Source organism: Draconibacterium sp., assembly GCF_041583095.1.
GTDB lineage: Bacteria > Bacteroidota > Bacteroidia > Bacteroidales > Prolixibacteraceae > Draconibacterium.
This window is the reverse complement of the sequence record NZ_JBFHGM010000021.1, coordinates 1-19281: the sequence shown is the minus strand read 5'-3', so window position 1 is coordinate 19281 and position 19281 is coordinate 1. Positions and strand designations below refer to the sequence as shown.

At 41.9% G+C, this 19281-nt stretch carries 14 protein-coding genes and 1 pseudogene; 12 read left to right on the top strand and 3 right to left on the bottom strand.

Going from position 1 to position 19281, the window contains the following annotated elements; translation table 11 throughout:
- Nucleotides 1-11 precede the first annotated feature (11 nt).
- The 12 genes and pseudogenes from ABZB17_RS03525 to ABZB17_RS03470 all read left to right on the top strand — a co-directional run bounded on the left by ABZB17_RS03525 (nucleotide 12) and on the right by ABZB17_RS03470 (nucleotide 14761).
- The gene (locus ABZB17_RS03525; protein WP_372648131.1) at nucleotides 12-1781 is read left to right on the top strand and encodes a RagB/SusD family nutrient uptake outer membrane protein; all 1770 of its coding nucleotides are present in this window, start codon (nucleotides 12-14) and stop codon (nucleotides 1779-1781) included.
- Nucleotides 1782-1812: 31 nt separating this feature from the next.
- Nucleotides 1813-3396 carry a DUF5123 domain-containing protein gene (locus ABZB17_RS03520; RefSeq protein ID WP_372648130.1) on the top strand — a complete coding sequence of 528 codons (1584 nt, stop codon included), beginning with the start codon at nucleotides 1813-1815 and terminating at the stop codon, nucleotides 3394-3396.
- 103 nt (nucleotides 3397-3499) lie between these two features.
- Nucleotides 3500-4882 (top strand): polysaccharide lyase family 1 protein, encoded by a 1383-nt coding sequence (locus ABZB17_RS03515; protein ID WP_372648129.1) that lies wholly within the window; start codon nucleotides 3500-3502, stop codon nucleotides 4880-4882.
- A gap of 1 nt (nucleotide 4883) precedes the next feature.
- On the top strand, nucleotides 4884-6506 hold the full coding sequence (locus tag ABZB17_RS03510) for a glycoside hydrolase 43 family protein (RefSeq protein ID WP_372648128.1): 1623 nt from the start codon (nucleotides 4884-4886) through the stop codon (nucleotides 6504-6506).
- A 3-nt stretch (nucleotides 6507-6509) separates the two neighbouring features.
- Entirely contained in the window at nucleotides 6510-7334 is an 825-nt protein-coding gene (locus ABZB17_RS03505) for a rhamnogalacturonan acetylesterase (protein ID WP_372648127.1), read from the top strand.
- Nucleotides 7331-8311 carry a pectinesterase family protein gene (locus tag ABZB17_RS03500; protein WP_372648126.1) on the top strand — a complete coding sequence of 327 codons (981 nt, stop codon included), beginning with the start codon at nucleotides 7331-7333 and terminating at the stop codon, nucleotides 8309-8311. The genes ABZB17_RS03505 and ABZB17_RS03500 overlap by 4 nt, the downstream gene beginning before the upstream one ends.
- Nucleotides 8312-8314: 3 nt before the next feature.
- Nucleotides 8315-10000, top strand: coding sequence for a glycoside hydrolase family 28 protein (locus ABZB17_RS03495; protein ID WP_372648125.1), 1686 nt, complete (start codon nucleotides 8315-8317; stop codon nucleotides 9998-10000).
- Nucleotides 10001-10011: 11 nt separating this feature from the next.
- Complete coding sequence (locus ABZB17_RS03490; RefSeq protein ID WP_372648124.1) at nucleotides 10012-10761, top strand: rhamnogalacturonan acetylesterase; 750 nt, start codon at nucleotides 10012-10014, stop codon at nucleotides 10759-10761.
- On the top strand, nucleotides 10754-11710 hold the full coding sequence (locus ABZB17_RS03485) for a pectinesterase family protein (protein ID WP_372648123.1): 957 nt from the start codon (nucleotides 10754-10756) through the stop codon (nucleotides 11708-11710). The genes ABZB17_RS03490 and ABZB17_RS03485 overlap by 8 nt, the downstream gene beginning before the upstream one ends.
- Nucleotides 11686-13401, top strand: a complete 1716-nt coding sequence (locus ABZB17_RS03480; RefSeq protein WP_372648122.1) for a T9SS type A sorting domain-containing protein — start codon at nucleotides 11686-11688, stop codon at nucleotides 13399-13401. Before ABZB17_RS03485 ends, ABZB17_RS03480 begins: the two co-directional genes overlap by 25 nt.
- Before the next feature lie 239 nt (nucleotides 13402-13640).
- Nucleotides 13641-14654 (top strand): annotated as a pseudogene (locus tag ABZB17_RS03475) (glycoside hydrolase family 88 protein).
- A complete protein-coding gene (locus tag ABZB17_RS03470; RefSeq protein WP_372648142.1) occupies nucleotides 14558-14761 on the top strand; it encodes a hypothetical protein in 204 nt (67 codons plus the stop codon). Before ABZB17_RS03475 ends, ABZB17_RS03470 begins: the two are co-directional and overlap by 97 nt.
- Before the next feature lie 47 nt (nucleotides 14762-14808).
- Here the strand turns inward: ABZB17_RS03470 and ABZB17_RS03465 are convergent, their stop codons facing one another.
- The 3 genes from ABZB17_RS03465 to ABZB17_RS03455 are packed head-to-tail and all read right to left on the bottom strand — an operon-like array spanning nucleotide 14809 to nucleotide 17856.
- Entirely contained in the window at nucleotides 14809-15798 is a 990-nt protein-coding gene (locus tag ABZB17_RS03465) for an alpha/beta hydrolase fold domain-containing protein (RefSeq protein WP_372648121.1), read from the bottom strand.
- Between the two features lie 3 nt (nucleotides 15799-15801).
- Nucleotides 15802-16656: a DUF4861 family protein gene (locus ABZB17_RS03460; protein ID WP_372648120.1), complete on the bottom strand. Its 855-nt coding sequence runs from the start codon at nucleotides 16654-16656 to the stop codon at nucleotides 15802-15804.
- An 18-nt stretch (nucleotides 16657-16674) separates the two neighbouring features.
- Nucleotides 16675-17856 carry a glycoside hydrolase family 105 protein gene (locus ABZB17_RS03455; RefSeq protein WP_372648119.1) on the bottom strand — a complete coding sequence of 394 codons (1182 nt, stop codon included), beginning with the start codon at nucleotides 17854-17856 and terminating at the stop codon, nucleotides 16675-16677.
- Between the last annotated feature and the right edge of the window lie 1425 nt (nucleotides 17857-19281).

Sequence of the window (19281 nt, the reverse complement as noted above, 5' to 3'; positions counted from 1 at the left end):
CAACAATGAAAATGAATAAAATAGCATATATAACATTATTATTTTTCGCGGTGTTTATCACCTCTTGCGAAGAATACCTTGATGCTCCTACGCAATCAACCATGGATGAATCGTTGATCTTCTCGAACGTTGAGCTGGCACAGGGAGCCATCGATGGAATTAAAGAACCAATTGGGCAAACCAACTCCTACCGTGGTCGTTTTTTAACCCACTACGGTTCAAATACCGATATCGAATGGAATAATTCAACCTCTGTTAATGGACGTGGTGATTTGTCGCGTTACATAAATTCTCCAACTAACCCCGATATGAACCGGGATAACGTTTACTGGGCAATGATGTATCGTGGAATTGAGCGTGCCAATATTTGTATCAGAGGATTACGTACATACGGAAATCCGGAGCCCGGAACAGCAATGGGACAACTATTGGGCGAAGCAATCACCTTAAGATCGATTTATTATGCCGACCTGTTAAAATCACATGGCGATGTTATTGCCCGTTTTGAGCCTATTACTACAGAAACAATCTATCTGCCAAAATCCAACAGAGACGAGATTTACAAACATGTAATTGCCGATTTGGAAGAAGCAGCAACTTTGGTAGCCTGGCCCGGTGAAACCGAAGCAACAGCCACCACTGAGCAGGTAAACAAAGCATTTGTAAAAGGTTTGCGTGCCCGTCTTTGTATGGCAGCAGCTGGTTACTCGCAACGCGGTAGTTCAACTAGCCGGAGTTCTGACCCTGAACTATCAGTAAATACCTTGTACCCAATTGCTTTGCAAGAATGTAAAGACATTATCAACAGCGGAACGGCATCGCTAGAACCTTCTTTCGAAACCCTTTGGAGAAAAAACTGCGAAGAAGTAATTTCTGCAGGAAGCGAATCACTATGGGAAATACCTTTTGCCGAAGGTCGTGGTCGCCATTTGTTTACTTACGGCGTACCTCACCAATTAGCCGACCAATACACCGGTCAGCCTCGTGGTGGTAGTTATGGCCCTACTCCAAATGTATTTTACGATTTTGATGCAAAAGACACCCGCCGCGATGTAACATGTGTTCCTTACAGCTGGAGCAAATCTAATCCTGCCGTTCAGGAATTAATGGGAATTGACACCTGGTACTTCGGAAAATGGCGTTACGAATGGATGACACGCTTCGTAACATCCACCAACGACGACGGCTTAAACAAAATTTACATGCGTTATGCCGAGGTGCTATTAATGGCCGCCGAAATTGAAAACGAATTAAACGGTCCTTCAGCAGCAGCTCCATATTTAAAAATGATACGTAAAAGAGCTTTCAACGAAGCCGACTGGTCGGAAAAAGTTGATGCTTATGTTGATGCATTAAATACAAAAGAAGCGATGTTTGATGCAATTGTTGACGAACATGGTTTTGAATTGTGTGGCGAAATGGAACGCAAACAGGCACTTATTCGTTGGAACCTCTTGAAATCTAAAATGGACGAAACAAAACAGAAAATGGATGATCTGCGTAACCAAACCGGAGAATATGCCGATGTTTCGTCTAAAATTTATTACAACTACCTGCCTGATGGTGAAACACTTGATTTCTATGGGCTGGAAAGAGGAGAAACCGATGATATGTCGACAGAATATGAATTTCAGGAAAACTGGGCTGGTCCGAGTCAACTTGAGGACGACAAGATCAACTCGCTCTATACCAACGACCCTGACCAAAACCAGTACTGGCCAATTTGGCAGGTGTTTATTGATGCAAGTAACGGAATGTTAAATAACGATCCGGTTAACTAAATCGTTTTTGTGAATTAAAGAAAAGAATCAGATGAAAAAAATATTTAAAAATATTGGAATCTTACTTGGCATTGTTGCTTTATTCGCAATAAACGCCTGCGAAGATGATATAACTCCGGTTGTTGAAGAACTGGAATTCGATCGGGTATTTACACCTTTGGAGCTGGAAGCTAAAATCAGCAATCAAACAGTCGTATCCTTAAGTTGGGGATTCAACAAAAAAGTACAATCCTATGAACTTGAAATAAGCGACGACAGCTTATCGTTTGCAAATATTATACATACAGCAACGGTATCTCCCGACGAACTGCCTTATGTATACGAACTACCTGCCGGTAATTCGCAATACTCGGCGCGTGTAAAAGGAACCAACGATAGTATTGCCGACTCGAAATGGGCAGAACTCGCCTTTAAATCGTTACCGGAGAATATCTTTAACAATTATGATATTGCGATGACTGCGTTAAACAGCCTTGATGTATACTGGACTCCTGGTAAAGCGGTTACAGCACTGAGTTTTGTTTCAACAGAGGGCGAAATTACCTACGATATTTCAGCCGAAGAACAAACTGCCGCGATGAAATCAATCACCGATCTGCCAAATGGCGATTATGTGGTAACCATACTTAATGGCAACAAAGCAAGAGGTACACAAAATTACGTGATGGAAGGTGACGTATTTGTAGCTGAAGGCGAAGATCTCGCCGCAGCTATCAGCGGAGCCGAATCAGGCGATGTACTTGTTTTAGCCGCCGGGGCCAAATATGGTTTTGCAGGTGATATGATGCTTGAACGAGCGATAAAAATCAAAGGACTGGATGGAGAACTTCCGGTAATTTATGCTACTGATGGCGACCGCATGTTCTATGTTGGTGCAAGTATTTTGCCAACCGAAGAAATTGTTTTCGAGAACTTATTTATGAGCGGTTACACCAACATGGATCCTTCGCAGGGTCAGATACGTGGTGTTTTCGATATGGAAAGTGAAGCCTGTAACATTGGTGCCGTTAAATTCATTGGCTGTAAAATGTACTACATGGGCCGCCAGATTATGCGCTTACGCGGTGGTTCAGACCAAACAATCGGCGAGTTCCTCGTCGACGATTGTATCATTCATAATCTAGGGAAAAGTAGTGGTAGTTATGGTGTTTTTTGTGCAACAGAAGACAATACAAATGCTACTGTGGTTAAAATTACCAATTCTACTATCGATAGTTTGAAATGCCATTTTATTCGCTACGACGATCCTGTATCATGCGAAAGCATTATTGTTGAGAATTGCACATTCAACAAAACTCCGTTTAGTTCGGGCCGGTATTTAATGGATATCAGGAATGCCGTTATTACAAGTGGCGTTGAAGTTACCAACTGTATTTTTGGTACAACTTCTTATGGCGACGAACCCTCTATCACTGGTATTCGTGCACCAGAGGATGTTCTGGTAACCATTACCAATTCGTATGCAACAACCGACTTTGTAAACTCCGACTATTCAATTGTTGATCAGTTGATTTCGCTGGGTGTTACCTACGACGGTTTGTGGGAAGATCCTGACAATGGCGATTTCTCATTCGCTTTTGATGCTGTTGACGCAGGAGACCCAAGATGGAAATAAACAAGTTGATAGAAAAAATTCGTAATCAGTTAGTTAGTAAGTTCAGTTAGTAAAAAGAATCTCCGGGAAATACCATCCCGGGGATTCTATTATTCATTTTTAAATGAAAGTAATCGTAAGCATAATTCTAATTCTTCTAGTCCAACCTGTTTTCGGTCAACAAATTGCTTTTCCGGGAGCTGAAGGTGGTGGTAAATACACAACCGGTGGTCGCGGTGGAAAAGTCATTTTTGTCGATAACCTTAATAATAAAGGCAAAGGAAGTTTTAGAAAAGCCATTGAAGCAGAAGGACCGCGTACAATTATTTTCAGAGTATCAGGAACCATAGAATTAGAGAAGAGCATTCACATAAAAAATGGCGATCTTACCATTGCGGGGCAAACGGCTCCGGGCGATGGAATTTGCCTGAAAAATTACGGAGTACGTGTTGATGCCGATAATGTAATTATACGTTACCTGCGCGTACGTCCTGGCGACAATGCACACGAAGAAATGGATGCGATTACGGGCTTACGAAATAAAAATGTTATAATAGACCATTGTAGTTTTAGTTGGGCCAACGACGAAGTGGCCTCGTTTTACGACAACGAAAATTTCACGCTGCAATGGTGTATTATCAGCGAAAGTTTTAATATCTCCGATCATCATAAAGGTGCACATGGCTACGGCGGTATCTGGGGCGGCAATAATGCAAGTTTCCATCACAACCTTATCTCCGATCATGTGAGCCGGAATCCACGGCTGCAAGGATCGCGATACACCAACAATCCGGAATTTGAAAAAGCAGATTTCAGAAACAATGTTATCTACAACTGGGGAAATAACAGTATTTATGGCGGTGAAGAAGGACACTATAACCTGGTAAATAATTATTTCAAACCCGGTCCGGCAACAAAAGAAGATGTACGCGATCGTATTTTAAACCTCACACAAAGTTTTTACAGCGAAAGCAGAAATACCGACACGCTCCAGGCCGGTTGGTTTTACCTTGACGGCAATGTAATTGAAGGTTTCAAGGAAATCTCAAAAGATAACTGGGCAGGCGGTGTACAGGTAAAAAATATTACAGATGAAATGATAAAACGGTCGAGACTTACAAGTCCGGTTAAACATACTCCGATAGACACCGACAATGCAAAAACAGCCTATAAAAAAGTATTACAAAATGCGGGGGCCGGTTTTCAGCGCGATGCAGTTGATAAACGAATAATTCACGAAGCCACCACCGGAAAAGAAACTGCCGGAAAACAATTCAGAGGTGGTGGAAAAGGAGTTATCGACAGCCAAACAGATGTGGGGGGCTGGCCGCTTTTACGATCAACTCCTCCTCCACCCGATTCGGATAATGACGGAATGCCCGATGAATGGGAAAAACAAAACGGGCTAAACCCCGAACAACCGGATAACAACGATTATAAACTGGATATAAATTATACGAACATCGAAGTTTACCTGAATTCGATCGTGAACAACAAAAAGAAATAAAATGTACCTAAAACCAACAATAATAATCCTGATATTCCTTTGCGGCTTATCGCATTTCAGCAGTGGGCAGTCGAAGGTATCAAAAGTCTGGGTGGCCGATAACGGCGACGGAACGTACAAGAATCCGATCATTCACGCTGATTATTCCGATCCGGATGTGGTTCGTGTTGACGACGATTTTTACATGACAGCCTCTTCGTTCAACTGTGTTCCTGGCTTACCAATTCTGCACTCAAAAGACCTGGTTAACTGGCAACTTATTTCTTATGCACTCCCCACACAGGTTCCTGAAGATGTGTTCAGCATTCCGCAACATGGAAATGGCGTTTGGGCACCTTGCATTCGCTACCACAACAACGAATTTTATATTTATTACCCCGATCCTGACTTTGGTATTTACATGATAAAATCCAAAAACGCGAAAGGTTCATGGACCGAGCCAATTCTGGTAAAAGCAGGAAAAGGATTGATTGATCCGTCTCCACTTTGGAATGATGACGGGAAAGTGTATTTAACGCACGCATTTGCCGGAAGTCGCGCCCGCATAAAATCGGTGATTCTGGTTCAGGAAATGAACAGCGATGGGACGGCAGTAGTAGGCGATGAAGTAATGGTTTTTGACGGCCACGGAGATCATCCAACAGTTGAAGGACCAAAATTCTACAAAGCGAACGGTTACTACTACATTTTTGCTCCGGCTGGTGGTGTTTCAACGGGCTGGCAAATTGTACTTCGCTCAACAAATGTTTACGGACCATACGAAGAAAAAACAGTAATGGCACAAGGCAGCACCGATATTAACGGTCCGCATCAGGGAGCATGGGTTGATACAAAAACCGGCGAAAATTGGTTTGTGCATTTTCAGGATAAAGAAGCATACGGCCGCGTTGTTCACTTAAATCCGATGACCTGGATAAACGACTGGCCGGTAATTGGCCTTGATAAAGATGGTGATGGAATAGGCGAACCGGTTCACACCTATAAAAAACCGAATGTTGGTGCCACTTATCCTGTTTCAACCCCACCTGAAAGTGATGAGTTCAACGGAAATCAGCTGGGTATACAATGGCAATGGCAGGCCAATAAACATATCTCTTACGGATTCCCATCCGGCAACCTCGGTTATTACCGATTGAATTGCATTGTACGCCCTGAAGGAGAAGACGGACTTTGGATGGTTCCGAATCTTTTACTGCAAAAATTTCCTGCAGAAGAATTTACAGTTACCACAAAAATAAAATTCAATGTCCGCACTGATAACGAAGAAACCGGTTTTGTGGTAATGGGCGAAGATTATCAGTACATTTCATTAAAACAAACAGATGGTAAACTTCATCTGCGTGTGGCAAAATGCGAAAATGCAAGAACCGGCGGAACTGAAACAGAATTGTACAACGAAATAGTTGATAATAACGAAATCTACTTCCGGATAAAAGTTGAAAAGGGAGCGATTTGCGGTTTCAGTTACAGTTACAACAATAAAAATTTTAAGGCTGTTGGGCAAGAATTTGCAGCTAAACCGGGCCGCTGGATCGGTGCAAAAATAGGCTACTTTGCCTTGCGCGATGACATTACAAACGACTCGGGCACCGTTGATATTGATTGGTTCAGAATTGAAAAATAAAACATGGCAAAAACAAAATACATAGCTGTTTTAGTATGGGTTGTTCTTCTGTCAGCATGCGCAAAACAAGCCGGCGAAACAGAAAACAACAACACTAAAGCCATAAAAATATGGCTGATTGGCGATTCAACTGTTGCCGATTATTCCAATAACTACGACGATGGCGATTACATGAAAGACAGGTATCCGATAACCGGTTGGGGCCAGGTTTTTCAGTCTTTTGTATCGGGCGAAAATTTAAAGCAGCTTTACCCGCTTTTGCAGGCCGACAGTGTAACTGTTAACGACCGGGCCCGTGGTGGCCGAAGCACCCGCACATTTTTTCAGGAAGGAAGATGGCGGCAAGTTTATGAAGCGCTTCAACCCGGCGATTTTGTTTTAATACAATTTGGCCATAACGATGCTGCAGAAAATAAACCGGAACGTTACGTCAACGAAGAAGGTTATAAAGAGTTTCTTCGGCTGTTTATCCTTCAAACAAAACAAAAGCAGGCAACACCGATTTTGCTTACTCCGGTGGCCCGCAACTATCCATGGCAAAACGATACCCTTATCAATGTTCACGGCAATTATCCACAATGTGTAAAGGAAATTGCCGCCGAAACTCAAACAATGTTGATTGACTTGAATCAGCTCTCGATGAAGCTTTTTACTGAAAAAGGTCGTGAGTTCGTTACACAGAACTATTTTATGAACCTTCCGGCCGGAAAGTTTGAAGCTTATTCTGACGGGCAAAACGACAATACCCACTTTCAGCCTGAAGGAGCAAAAGCAGTGGCAGGTTTGGTGCTTCAGGGATTAATCGATTTAACTGATACGACAGAATGAAAATAAAGGGCAATATATTACTTTGTTTGTTGCTGTTGCTTGTAAGCTCGGCAAAAGCCTGGGATTTTGTGGTGGCAAAAGATGGAAGCGGCGATTTTGAAACCGTTCAGGAAGCCATTGATGCCGTTCCTGATTTCAGAAAAAACCGCACAACGATTTTTATAAAAAAAGGCATTTACAAAGAAAAACTGGTGTTGCCTGCAAGCAAAACACTGGTAACTTTTATTGGCGAGAATCTTGAAAATACCGTTCTAACTTACGACGACTACGCCAGTAAAAAGAACCGTTTTGGTGAAGAAATTGGCACAACCGGCTCCACCTCATTCTACATTTTTGGCGAAGGTTTTATAGCTCAAAATATCACCTTCGAAAACTCAGCCGGCCCGGTTGGACAAGCTGTTGCCGTTCGTATTGAAAGCGACAAAGTAGCTTTTTTCAACTGCCGCTTTTTGGGGTATCAGGATACACTTTATCCGCATGGGAGAAACAGCCGGCAGTATTACAAAAATTGCTACATCGAGGGTACTGTTGATTTTATTTTCGGGTGGTCCACAGCTGTTTTTGAAGACTGCACCATTTTTTGTAAAACAGCCGGGTACATTACCGCCCCATCAACTGAAGAAAGCACAAAGTATGGTTTTGTATTCCTGAATTGCGATATCACCGGCAATGCCCCGGAAAACTCTTTTTATCTCGGTCGTCCGTGGCGTCCTTATGGAAAATCAGTTTTTATCGGCTGTAAATTGGGCAATCACATAAAACCCGAAGGCTGGCACAACTGGCGCGATCCGGAAAAAGAAAAGACAGCCTATTTTGCTGAATACAATAATAACGGCCAAGGTGCCGAAACAAAAAACAGAGTAGCCTGGTCGCATCAACTTAGCGATGCAGAAGCCGAAGAATACTCGGTTGAAAATATTTTCGGAAACTGGGCAGAGGAACTGTTCTCCAACCTGGAAGAAATCAAAAAACTTTGAAAAATGATAGTAAAGAAAATCACGAATTTATTACTTGCCGCCGCTGTTTTTACGGTGGGATGCACTGAAAAAAGTGCGCCTCCTAGAACTGAAAACAGCTTGTATGAAACGATTGAATTTGAGATGCCGGTAATTCAGGAGCCACAAATTCCTGACTACTCGGTTTCGATTACCGATTTTAATGCAATAAGTGGCGGAATTGAAATAAACACCGAAGCTTTCGCAGCGGCCATAAACGCAGTTACCGAAAAAGGTGGCGGAAAAGTCATCATTCCTCCGGGTATTTGGTTAACAGGCCCGATTGAATTAAAAAGTAACCTGGAATTATATGCTGAACAAGGTGCGGTAATTCTTTTTTCCACGAACAAAGATCTATACCCGGTAATAAAAACCAATTTCGAAGGGCTTGATACTTATCGTTGTCTTTCGCCAATTCATGGTAAAAACATCGAAAATGTGGCATTTACAGGTAAAGGCGTTTGGGATGGGAATGGCGATGCCTGGCGCGCAGTAAAAAAATCGAAACTTACGGAAAGTGCGTGGAAGAACCTGGTAAAATCAGGAGGTATTGTAAACGCCAAAGGCGACATTTGGTACCCGTCGGAACAGTTTAAAAGAGGCGCCGAAGGCAGTGGCGATCAAAACGTTCGCGACGACATTTCTACCAAAGAAGAATTTGAAACCATCCGCGACTATTTGCGTCCTGTTTTTGTGAGTATACAGAACAGTAAGCGTATTCTTTTCGACGGCCCTGTTTTTCAAAATTCTCCGGCCTGGAATATTCACCCGTTACGGGTTGAGCATCTTACCGTAAAAAATCTAACGGTTCGTAATCCGTGGTATTCACAAAATGGCGATGGAATTGATATCGAATCGTGCAAAAATGTACTGGTGCAAAATTGTAATTTCGATGTAGGCGACGATGCCATTTGTATAAAATCGGGTAAAAACGAAGATGGCCGCCGTTACGGCATTCCATGCGAGAACCTGATCATTAAAGACAATATTGTTTATCATGGCCACGGCGGTGTTACCGTTGGTAGCGAAATGTCGGGCGGAGTGCGAAACATGCACGTTTCAAACTGTACCTTTATGGGAACCGATGTTGGTTTGCGTTTTAAAAGTAACCGAGGTCGTGGAGGTATTGTTGAAAATATTTTTATCTCGGATGTTTTTATGACCAACATTCCAACAAATGCAATCTCCTTCAACCTGTATTATGGGGGCCAGTCTATTTCGGAAATGTTGGCAGAAGGAGAAATGGAAACATCATCGGAACTGCTTCCTGTTACCGAAGAAACACCACAATTTAAGAACATCAAAATTTCGAATGTTACGGTAAATGGAGCAAAACAAGCCGTATTTCTTCAGGGGCTTCCCGAAATGCCGCTGGAAAATGTGGAGATGAATAATCTCTTTTTGAAAGCAGAAGACGGTTTCCAGATTATTGATGCCAAAGGTGTTAAAATCAGTAATATTAAACTGATAACAGATAAAGATGTAGCGATGCAAATATTTAATAGTCTCGATGTTGATGTGAACGAACTTGATTATGATTATAATGCAGCTGACGCTATTAAAATAAATGGTTCGCAAAGTAAAAATATAACTTTATCGAACTCCCACACCAAACTGGAAACATATACCACTATTGGTCCAGAAGTATCGAAAGAAACAGTTAAATTTTAACGTTTAACACCATGAAACGACTATTATACCTTGCCGCAATAATTCTGATCTTCTTAAGTGCTTGTCAAAAGCCCAAAGAATTCAGCATTTATTGTGTTGGCGATTCTACCATGGCAAACAAAAGCAAAGATGCTTTTCCAGAAACCGGCTGGTGTATGGTGCTTAACGAGTATTTTAACGAAACAGTAACAGTAAAGAACCATGCAAAAAACGGTAGAAGTTCAAAAAGTTTTATCGACGAAGGTAGGTGGCAAACCGTGCTCGACAGCCTGCAAAAGGGCGATTATGTTTTTATTCAGTTCGGGCATAACGACCAGAAAGAATACGATTCAACACGCTACACCAAGCCATTTGGAACTTACACCGACAACCTCAGTAAATTTGTAAATGAATCGCGTGAAAAAGGCGCAATTCCTGTACTTTTTACTTCTATCGTTAGACGGAAATTTGGAGAGAATGGAAAATTAACCGATACCCACGGCGATTATCCGGTAGCCACCCGACAAGTCGCTGATTCGCTAAATGTACCGTTAATCGATCTGCAGAAATTAACTAAAGAATGGGTAAATTCGTTGGGAGATGAAGCATCAAAAAAAATGTATTTGTGGACTGATATTACCAACGAACGGTATACCAAACCAAGAAAAGACGATACACACTTATCTCAGAAAGGTGCGCATAACGTGGCACAGTTAGCTACCAGTGCGCTAAAAATAACTGTTCCGGATTTGGCAGAAAGATTAAAGGAAAAAAATGAGTAAAATTGGCTTTATATTCCTGTTTGTGTTCTCAGTGTTTTTGGCTGAGGCGCAAACAGGTATTCAATTCGAAATTACTGTTGCACAAGATGGTAGCGGCGATTTTGAATCGATACAGGCAGCTATTTATGCCACCAAAGCCTATCCTCCACAACGAATCACGATTTTTATTAAAAAAGGTTTGTACCGCGAAAAAGTGTGTGTGCCTTCTTGGAATAATAAGTTATCGTTGATTGGTGAGGATAGGGATAATACTATTATCATCTGGGATGACTATTTCAACAAAATCAACCGTGGGCGAAACAGCACTTTTTTCACTTACACCTTAAAAGTGGAAGCCGACGATTTTAATGCCGAAAACCTAACCATTTCGAATGCAGCCGGCCCGGTTGGGCAAGCTGTGGCTTTGCATGTTGTAGGAAACCGGTGTCGGTTTAAAAATTGCAAATTTCTGGGCAACCAGGACACTGCATTTCTGGATGGAGAAAACAGTAATCAGCTGTTCGAAAACTGCATCATTACAGGAACTACCGATTTTATTTTTGGTTCAGCCACTGTTGTATTTCACAAGTGTACCATAATCAGCAAAAAAGATTCCTATATAACGGCAGCAAGTACGACGAAAGGCAAAGCTTTTGGTTTTGTCTTCATCGATTGCAAATTGAATGCCGATGAAGGTGTTGAGAATGTTTACCTCGGACGACCGTGGCGACCATACGCCAAAACGGTTTTTATCAACTGTTATTTGGGTGGGCATATTTGCCAGGATGGATGGGCGGCATGGAGCAATAAGGAAGATAAAAGCGCCACGTATTATGCCGAGTACAACAATACCGGCCCTGGTGCAAACACCCTACGAGTTAAGTGGGCAAATCAGTTATCGTCAAAAGAAGCCTCGAAATACACCCTTAAAAATATTCTAGGAGAATGGACAGCAAAGAGCTACAAATAACCCCCGGATATCTTTTCAAAACCAGTTTCTTTACTATTTTTCTGTGCCTGCTGATTGTTGCAAGCAAGGCACAGGATTTACCGGCTTTCCCCGGGGCTGGGGGATTTGGGAAATACACCACCGGCGGCCGTGGCGGCCAGGTAATTTATGTTACCTCGCTGGAAGACAATCTTCAGGAAGGCACTTTGCGTTATGCAGTCAATCAAAACTACCCAAGAATTGTGATCTTCAAAGTTTCCGGAACAATTCAGCTGCAGTCTGCATTAAAAATTACCAACAACGACCTGACCATTGCCGGACAAACGGCTCCTGGCGATGGAATTACTTTGCGCGATTATCCGGTTAAAATTCAGGCCGACAATGTGATTATTCGTTATTTGCGTTTCCGAATGGGCGATGAAACCCAACAGGAAGATGATGCCCTTGGCGGTCGTTACCAAAAGAATATTATGATCGATCATTGTTCGATGAGCTGGTCGACCGACGAATGTGCATCGTTTTACAACAACGAAAACTTTACACTGCAATGGAGCATTCTTTCTGAAAGTTTACGCATTTCTGTACACGAAAAAGGCACACATGGTTACGGTGGAATATGGGGTGGCGAAAAAGCCTCGTTTCATCATAATTTACTGGCTCATCACGACAGTCGAAATCCTCGATTTTGCGGAAGTCGCTATTCTAATCGTCCGGATGATGAACTGGTGGATTTCCGAAATAACGTAATTTACAACTGGGGAGCTAACACCGCCTATGCCGCTGAAGGCGGTAGCTATAACCTGGTGAATAACTATTACGCGGCGGGACCGGCCTCTTCCAACAAATCCAGAATTTTACAACCTTATGCCGATAATGGAGGCAATAATCAACCGGCAGGAACTTACGGCACCTTTTTTATCGATGGCAATTACATGACCGCAAGTGCAACGGTAACTGAAAATAACTGGAACGGTGTTAATATGCATTCTACATTTTCAACTTATGCTCCTGGTATTACCATCGACGATATCAAGTCGGAAACGGAATACGAAACCGGCGAAGTCATCACTCATTCTGCAGAAGAAGCCTTTTTTAAAGTACTGGATTTTGCCGGAGCCAGCCTCGCCTACGACTCGGTTGATCTGCGAATTCTAAATGAAACAGAAACGAGAACGGTTACTTTCCCCAATGGAGGAAATGGCAGTACAAATGGTTTGATCGATACGCAGAGCACTGTCGGAGCCTGGCCGCTTTTAAAATCAGGCGAAGCCCCCATCGACAGCGACGAAGATGGCATGCCTGACAATTGGGAAAATGCACACGCCCTTAATCCAAACAATCCGGCTGATGCGCAATTAACAACAGTTGACGGACTTTATCCTAATGTTGAGGTCTATATCAATTCGCTTGTTGCTGAAATAACGGAACAACAGGATGAAAATGGTGTGCACACTGCAATTCAAGATCTTGCAAAAAATGTAAATGCCATTAGCATTTACTATAAAGGTAACGGTCAACAAGTACATGTAAATCATTCCATCAACCTTAAACGTATTGAAATCTTTAGCATTACAGGAAAACGGATAGCTAAGTATATCGATAACTCAGCAATTGTTGATGTAAAACTTCCAACCGAAAAAAAAGGCATCTATCTTGTTCGTGTTGTGGATGTAAACGATAAAATCTTCACAAGAAAAATTCCCGTATTTTGATTTTAAGCTGCTTGCGCAAATACCAGCAAATCAAAGAACCTTCTCGTAATAAGTGAATGGAGCCTTAGTTTAATTTCGAATTTTTTATGCATTCATTTTTCCCATAATTTGTTCGGAACTTCATTCCCGACAATATTCACAACTCCCCTATTTACAGAAAACTCAGGATATTCATTTTCAATTTTTAAAAAAAAACTTGTCGAAATTCGAGAAAATAAAACAAAAAAAAGAATGTTAAAATGGGAGAAAAAATTGTGATTTTTGAGCAATTATTACTTAATAACCTCAATTCGATTATTAAATGGTTAATAATCGAATTGAGGTTATTAGAAAAAATGGATCTGGCCAATGGCTATTTAATGAAAAAGTGGCCTGATCCGGGTGTAAATGTAATTACGAACGGAGAGCGCCCCAGCAACCTGTGGACACGGGCAGTTTATTACGAAGGATTAATGGCTTTAAATGAGATAAAACCCGATGAAAAATACCTACAATATGCCATAGAATGGGGAAAGGCACATAAATGGGGATTGCGAAATGAGTATAAAACACGCCATGCTGATAACCACTGAGCCGGACAAACCTATATTGATTTATACAATATTGAACAAAAACCCAAGCGCATTAAGGATATCCAGGCTTCCATTGATTTAATGCTTGAAACGGATAAAATCGACGACTGGGATTGGATTGACGCCCTGCAAATGGCCATGTCGGTATTTGCCAAACTGGCCGTGCTTACCGGCGATTCGAAATACTCGGAGCGCATGTACAAAATGTATATGGACACTAAAATAACATAAGGTCTGTACAATAGAAAAAATGGATTGTGATGGCGCGATGCTGATTTTGTTCCACCGTACACCGAGCCAAATGGTGAGGATTGTTACTGGAGCCGTGGAAACGGCTGGGTAGTAGCTGCTCTGGTTCGGGTTATGGATATTTTACCCGAAGATGATCCGCATTACAAAGAGTACCTGAAAACCTACAAGCAAATGATGAAAGCTGTTCTTCCCATTCAGCGCGAAGATGGCTTTTGGAACGCCAGTATGCACGACCCTAATAATTACGTTGGAAAAGAAGCAACTGGTACATCTTTGTTTGTTTACGGCATGGCCTGGGGAGTAAATAATGGAATTCTGAATGCAAAAAAAATATGCCGGCCATTACAGAAGGATGGAATGCGCTGGCCACCGAATCGCTACACGACAACGGATTTTTGGGCTATGTACAGGATCCCGGGAAAGAGCTAAAAGACGGACAACCGGTAACCTACACCAGCAAACCCGATTTTGAAGATTATGGTTTGGGCTGTTTCATTTTGGCAGGGAGCGAAATGTTTAATATGTGTGAAGACTAAAAAATATGCATACTGAAACACTGGCGCATGTGGCTGATGCTCATTCCTTATTTCAACACCTTATCTAAAAACGAAATAATAAGAGGCACGGCCTCATCAAACCACGGGTGAAAGAGCCAATACGGATGTGGAGTTTCCTTTATCGTAAGCACTTCGTTGTATATCCCATGCTTATTCAACACCGCCAGATAATCCTCGCGGCCGGCATGAAAACGTGGTAAGGCACTGTTTACAAAAAGTGTTGGCGGCGTTTTATCGCTCACATAAGTTAAAGGAGATGCTTCTATCCAAAGTTCAGGCTTTTGTTTATAGGTAGCACCAAACCAGCGCGCGCCTGCCGATGGTTTGGCCGGATCGTTGTCTTTTCCGCTTTCGATGGGGTCGGTAAAATCCAACACGCCATCCATATTTACAATGGCCTGCACTTTGTCACTAACGGCCTGATCTTGCGGATGAGATAAATATAGGGAATTTCCGCCAGTAGTTCCAACGAGTGAAGCCAGTGTTGCTCCGGCCGAAGTTCCCAAGGTGGCTATCCGGCTGGTGTCGAGGCCAAAATCGTTAGCATGAATCCGAAGCCATTTTAAAGCAGTTTTCAGATCGATAACGCCTGCCGGGTATTTCGCTTCGGGCGACAAGCGGTATTCAACAGCTGCTGCCACATAACCGGCTTCGGCCAGCTTTTGTGCCATGGGCACCAGGTGTGATTTAGTTCCCGAAGCCCAGCCTCCGCCATGAATTAACAGCACACCGGGAGCTAGCTTCATTTTACTAATCTTTGGATAGAAAACATCAATATGTAACTCCCGCTTGCCAAACGAATGGTAAACCAGATTTCGCTTTTCGTTGATTGTCGGATTGTTGAATTCTTCCACGATATTGGCTTGCGGAAAATCTTTGGCGATCTTCCGGTAAGCACTTTGTACGTTAAACGAGGTGTCGCGCGGAAAATTAAAGTCATACTGTGAAAAACCAATAAAAGGCAACGTCAGAAAAAAAAAGAAAAGGCCCCTCATTTTAAGTTGTTTTGCATCCATTGATCATTTTTCAAGAAAGCCGATAAATTTTTTCATGGTATTGATCTCCGCCTCACGACCGCAGGCCGACGATACCCAGGTTGTTAACTGTTTTGCAGGTTTACTAACGAGAAGAAACTGCGTACCATCGTCTTCTGTTTTTACAAAATCGGCAGGGTTGTACATTATCGCACCACCAATGTCAACAGATTCAGCAGCAACATCTTCCGGATGAAGGCCCCAGGCAGCGATCAATCCGGCCTTTTTGTATATCTCCTGTCCTTTGTGATAATTTATTCCTGTAACAAATTGTACGGGATCATCGGTTAATGCAAAAGCCTCAACCTTGGCATTTCTATCTCCCGAATAAACGGTAACCCGCACCAATACATCAACTTTTTTCCCTTTGTAAGGCACATCTTCCGATAACATTTCCATATATGAGCAGGTAGGTTCTTTTACAACACGTGCCGTACGGTTCGAAACAGGGTTCAGTCTCACAACCTTTTCTCCGTCCCACAAACGAACACCACCTAATCCAAGAGTTTCGCCGGCTTTATAGTAATCCGCTCCCCAGCCCTCTTTTTGGTCTTCTGCCGATGGATACCATTCTTTTTCCTTCAATTCGAGCTGTGGTTTGGCTTTCGAATAAACATCAATAGCTGCTTTTTCGCTAAAATAAATTCGCAGAGCCATCCACTCGTTTTCTACAGCTGGTCCATGATGCCCGATTGTATTATACAAATCGCCCGATTCGGAGCTAATTTCAGCCTGTTGCAGACTATCCGACCGCATAAACAAACTCACATCGGTTTTATTTTGAGCCTGCATTTGTGCAAACAGAATTAATGCAAATAATAATATGGCTAATCTTCTCATCTTCGTTTTTGTTTGAAATTATTTATTTAATTCAATTGCTGCTAAAATTATTGGCGCAACACCTTTTGGATCGTTATCCACTTTTTTTTCCGACACATAATAATTATAATCTGCTTCGCGGTAAGGATTTCCCCCCAAACCACAAGCACCGCAAGTATTGGTTAAAGTTACAAAACCATTCTCATCTTCCGAAACAAGGTTTTCAATCATACTGTCGAAAGCGGCATGGGCCGTCTCCAGGTAACTTTCAGGCAACCAGCCATTTTTTGCTCCTTTGGCAAAGGTGTAAATAAACATTGCCGATCCCGATGCTTCCAGGTAGTTACGGTCTTTGCCCCCCATATCCATTACCTGGTACCACAGTCCGGTTTCCGGATCCTGAGCTTCCAGAATAGCCTCGCTCAAATCATTTAATATGGAAATCAGTGCTTCCCGGTCTTTATGTTCTTCGGGCAAATTTTCCAGCACATCAACCAAAGCCATCATGTACCAACCTGTTGCACGGCTCCAAAAGTGTTTCGACTGCCCTGTTTCTTTGTCGCTCCAACGCTGTTCACGGCTCTCGTCCCAAGCATGGTAAACCAGCCCTGTTTTTTCATCGAGCGTGTGTTTATAAACTTCCTGCAACTGAAAAGTAACTTCATCGAACCACTGCGGCTGATCGAACGCTTTGGCATAACGCGACAAAAATGGTGAGGCCATGTACAAACCATCCAACCACATTTGGTAGGGATACACTTTTTTATGCCAAAAACCGCCCGAATTGGTTCGCGGCTGCCCTTTCATCTGCCCCACCAGTGTTTCAATTCCCAGTTTATATTTCTCATGGCCATAATCCTGGTACAACGAAATCATACTGTTTCCGGGGCGCACGCGGTCGATATTATAATCCGAAGTTTTCTGCCCGTCAATTTCTCCATCTTCGTGCAGAAAATAATCAATATAATCTTTCAGGTAGGCACCAAATTTAGGGTCCACATCTTTTAACTTGTAAATAGCATCGCCCAAAAAAGCGTAATCGTATTCGTATTTTGGTTTTTCGCGTTGATAATAAATCAGGCTGTCGGCTTCGTGTAAAACGGTTTCGGCAAATTTTACCGACCACAAAGGTTCGGTTGTCTGCGCCTGTTTTTGATTGGTATTTTTTGAATTGCACCCGATCAGTGCAAATAATAGTAAGATAATTGAAAATGTTCTCATTGGTTTAATATTGTTTGACAACAAAACTAATCTACCCAGAACTTTTTAAAAAGATAATATGTATCATTTAGCGGGAAGATTTTCCCAAACAAAATAAATTCAGGTTTATCAAGTCTCTTTATACGATGAAACAGAAAAAAACAGAACATATTTAAACATATTTTGATAGTATTCACGAAAAAAAAAGGCATACAATAAATGTAAACACGCCTCTCTCCTCTTGTACTTATTTGTCTACTTTTAAACTCTCTGTTTTTGGGGAACCTGACAATTGTTTCGGATTAGGAAAAGTATAGTATTTGGGCAGATTCAATTACCCTGCACATAAAACCACCACTATTTGCTCATCATTTAATTCCTTTGCTAAACCGTTCATTAATAAAATGAGAATTGTATTGATCTGCGATCAACTGTTTTTGTTCGGTCCTGATCTTATCGATCCTGGCCGAATCATTAGATTTTTCGATGGGCTCTGTTATTTGTTTCTCCTTTGGAAAAAATCATTGCTTTATAACAGTGAACAGGTCTTTTATGAAAATTGAGAGCAAACCATAAACCAGGATTCCAAACAAAGTAACGGCAACAAAAACAATGTTCGCAGTGAACTCATCTGCTCTTACACTTATTGCAAACATTGTTGCAAGAATGCCTAATATGATACACCCCAGTAAAACGGATAAATAAATTACGATATTTTCAAAATATTTGGAGTGCATCTCTTTTTATCAGCTGACTATAATTGGAATTAAAACTTCTGTAATTCCGTGGTTTTTATTGAATCTAACTAATGATATGTGTTTCTAACTATTGCAAGGTAACAAATGTAAATTGAATGGAATAAAAAGTGTTTGCTTTTTGAGTGTTGTCATTCAATCCAATAAAATATACCTGGACAATAAAGAATCTGAATTGATTTTATTTGAATAAATAAAACATTCCTCAAAAGAAACGAAAAAAGGAAAAAAAGAAAAGAAAGCCGGGGTGTTGACGGTCGTGGATAAAATGCAGGATTGCCACGGATACCTGTAAACAAATTAGACTTACCTGCAATATTACTAATCCGGGGCATTCATCTTGATCTTGCATTTTTCCCGGGGAGGGCTTTGCGGGGAGGCCGGCTATCTTGGGTTTCTTTTTTGTTTTTCAACCCTAAGGTTATTAAAGCCTGTAAAGCCCTAATTGTGGGCGGTTAAAGAAAAGTGCCGGACTGTAGTGAAACGAAAGCATGGATCTTTTACGTGCGGTGCCAAAAGGCGCTTTTCACTGTAACGGTGGAAGAAGCGCCCGTTCTCCGTGAGTGAGCGAACGGGATCAGGGAGCATTGGAGCCGTTCAGGGGAAATGGCCGCGGCACAGGAATATGCTGCAAAAACAATAACATCAGAATTCTTTTACAGATAATATATTATCCATTTTCATTTATTTT

Coding starts and splice junctions, on each gene's coding strand:
- ABZB17_RS03510 (WP_372648128.1), top strand. CDS start 4,884: ATGTACCTAAAACCAACAATAATAATCCTGATATTCCTTTGCGGCTTA.
- ABZB17_RS03485 (WP_372648123.1), top strand. CDS start 10,754: ATGAGTAAAATTGGCTTTATATTCCTGTTTGTGTTCTCAGTGTTTTTG.
- ABZB17_RS03495 (WP_372648125.1), top strand. CDS start 8,315: ATGATAGTAAAGAAAATCACGAATTTATTACTTGCCGCCGCTGTTTTT.
- ABZB17_RS03505 (WP_372648127.1), top strand. CDS start 6,510: ATGGCAAAAACAAAATACATAGCTGTTTTAGTATGGGTTGTTCTTCTG.
- ABZB17_RS03455 (WP_372648119.1), bottom strand. CDS start 17,856: ATGAGAACATTTTCAATTATCTTACTATTATTTGCACTGATCGGGTGC.
- ABZB17_RS03490 (WP_372648124.1), top strand. CDS start 10,012: ATGAAACGACTATTATACCTTGCCGCAATAATTCTGATCTTCTTAAGT.
- ABZB17_RS03520 (WP_372648130.1), top strand. CDS start 1,813: ATGAAAAAAATATTTAAAAATATTGGAATCTTACTTGGCATTGTTGCT.
- ABZB17_RS03470 (WP_372648142.1), top strand. CDS start 14,558: ATGCCGGCCATTACAGAAGGATGGAATGCGCTGGCCACCGAATCGCTA.
- ABZB17_RS03525 (WP_372648131.1), top strand. CDS start 12: ATGAATAAAATAGCATATATAACATTATTATTTTTCGCGGTGTTTATC.
- ABZB17_RS03480 (WP_372648122.1), top strand. CDS start 11,686: ATGGACAGCAAAGAGCTACAAATAACCCCCGGATATCTTTTCAAAACC.
- ABZB17_RS03460 (WP_372648120.1), bottom strand. CDS start 16,656: ATGAGAAGATTAGCCATATTATTATTTGCATTAATTCTGTTTGCACAA.
- ABZB17_RS03465 (WP_372648121.1), bottom strand. CDS start 15,798: ATGGATGCAAAACAACTTAAAATGAGGGGCCTTTTCTTTTTTTTTCTG.
- ABZB17_RS03500 (WP_372648126.1), top strand. CDS start 7,331: ATGAAAATAAAGGGCAATATATTACTTTGTTTGTTGCTGTTGCTTGTA.
- ABZB17_RS03515 (WP_372648129.1), top strand. CDS start 3,500: ATGAAAGTAATCGTAAGCATAATTCTAATTCTTCTAGTCCAACCTGTT.